The sequence below is a fragment of the Acinetobacter sp. AR2-3 genome (assembly GCF_001878775.1).
In the GTDB taxonomy this organism is placed as follows: domain Bacteria; phylum Pseudomonadota; class Gammaproteobacteria; order Pseudomonadales; family Moraxellaceae; genus Acinetobacter; species Acinetobacter lwoffii_D.
The window spans coordinates 1-1917 of record NZ_MJIQ01000111.1; the positions used below are offsets into that span (position 1 = coordinate 1).

Below are 1917 nucleotides of genomic sequence, written 5' to 3' on the forward strand. Positions count from 1 at the left end.
TGATTTGGTTTTGATGTAAATCGAATTGAGTAGAAAGTTCAGCGAGTGTGTGGTCGCCTTTAATTGCTGCGAGAGCAACTTTAACTTTAAACTCTGCTGAATGATTACGACGTTTTCTTCGTGTCATGGTTGACTCCAAAAACAAGCATTTCCCATGCTTATTGGGGAGTAGATTATCACTTATAGGCGTGGTCTAAAATCCTAGAACCACATCAGTTTTGGCTATTTCTGTCTTTGAAGAACTATAGTTGGAATGAGATCGGTTTAATTGAAATGTCAGAGTTCATCAACTTTCTCAAATTAGGAACAGTAGATGCAAGTAATATTATTCCTTTTTCCTCAAAGGTGTCGTTACGTTCAGAAAAAACAATAAATACGATAGTTACGGCAATAACAGCATTTTATGATTACCATTCAAGATTAGGCAGCGCACTAGCTTTAAATGATAAGAAGTTAAGCAAATCTAAGCATAAAAGCTACAAACCATTTCTACACCATATTAGTAAATCTGACTTTGCTAAACACAGTATTCTTAAAGTTAAAGAGCCAAAACGAATCCCAAAAACATTAACGTTTGAACAAGTTAATAAAATTCTAGATTCATGTGCTAACCGCAGAGATAAGTTTTTAGTAGCTTTACTCCATGAAACAGGTATGCGTATAGGTGAGTGTCTTGGTTTAAGGCATGAAGATATTAAAAGTTGGGATAGCACAATTCATGTAATTTATCGTGATGATAACCTTAATAATGCGAGGGCTAAAAGCCAAGAAACTAGAGTTATTGATGTTAGTGCTGATCTCATAAGACGCTACACAGATTATGTTGTTTATGACTTTGACGATATTGATTCTGACTATGTTTTTGTAAATATATGGGGCGAGAATAAGGGACAGCCATTAAGTTACAGTGCTGTTTACACGAAATTCAGTCGTTTGGCTAAAACTCTAAATATTCCATTTAGTCCTCATATTTTTCGACATACACATGCAACAGAATTGCTAAGAAGTGGTTGGGATGCTTCTTATGTTCAGAAACGTCTGGGGCATAAAGATATTCAAACAACCATCAATACTTACGCTCATTTAAATGATCAAGATTTAAAGACAGCATTCCAAAAATTTAAAAAGGATCAAAGTTAATGAGCAAGAATTTCGCTGAAAACATAGTTATTAATGAAGATATTAAAGTTGAGCATAAAAATATTAGAAAACAGGCAATAGAAGCTATTGATAGGATAAAAAATGGCAATCCTATTGTGATTAGTAAAAATGCTAAGTTAATCTTTAAGAATATTGCTAAAGAAGCAAATGTATCACTTACTGAACTCCATAGAGAGTTTAGAGATGTAATGCTGTATGTAAATTCATTGAAAGCGCCTAAGAATGAAAGTATTACTAATCATGCTAACCATGCGAGAAGATGCTGTTTAGATGCAATTGAGCGTTTTAAATCAGGTAAAACCAAGAATGTAAGTCATAATGCAAAGATAAGTATTTTAGGAGTAGCTAAAGAAGCAGAAGTTAATGACTCTTATATATATCAATTTTTACCTGATGTTGTTGAAAAAATAATTGAAACTCAAAGTCAATTTTCTCGATATGGAAATAAAGAAAAACATGAAAGATTGTTAAAAGCATTAGATACTCTTTTATTTAAGAAGGAAGTTATTACAGTAAAGAAAGTATGTCGAGTTGCAGGTCTTCCAGAAACTTTTGATATGGCTGTTAGAAAAAGTTATCCCGAAGCGCATAAGTAAGCGCTGTCTCTTATACACATCTGACGCTGCCGACGATCTTACGCGTGTAGATCTCGGTGGTCGGCGGTTCATTAAAAAAAAAAAAGAAAAAGAAAGCGAGAAACAGAGTGACAAGTGAAGAGCAAGAGGAAGATATAATGACACTGAGCAGCAGCATGAG

Annotated in this window: 2 protein-coding genes and 1 pseudogene; 2 read left to right on the forward strand and 1 reads right to left on the reverse strand. The window is 33.9% G+C overall.

Annotation, left to right across the window (positions count from 1 at the left end; genetic code table 11):
- Nucleotides 1-127, reverse strand: a pseudogene (locus BFN00_RS15610) (IS3 family transposase); the annotation flags it as partial.
- 146 nt (nt 128-273) lie between these two features.
- Here BFN00_RS15610 and BFN00_RS15615 point away from each other — a divergent pair.
- Both BFN00_RS15615 and BFN00_RS15620 read left to right on the forward strand, forming a co-directional pair.
- Nucleotides 274-1140, forward strand: coding sequence for a tyrosine-type recombinase/integrase (locus tag BFN00_RS15615; protein WP_071852347.1), 867 nt, complete (start codon nt 274-276; stop codon nt 1138-1140).
- Nucleotides 1140-1757: a hypothetical protein gene (locus tag BFN00_RS15620; protein ID WP_071852348.1), complete on the forward strand. Its 618-nt coding sequence runs from the start codon at nt 1140-1142 to the stop codon at nt 1755-1757. Before BFN00_RS15615 ends, BFN00_RS15620 begins: the two co-directional genes overlap by 1 nt.
- Nucleotides 1758-1917: the final 160 nt, after the last annotated feature.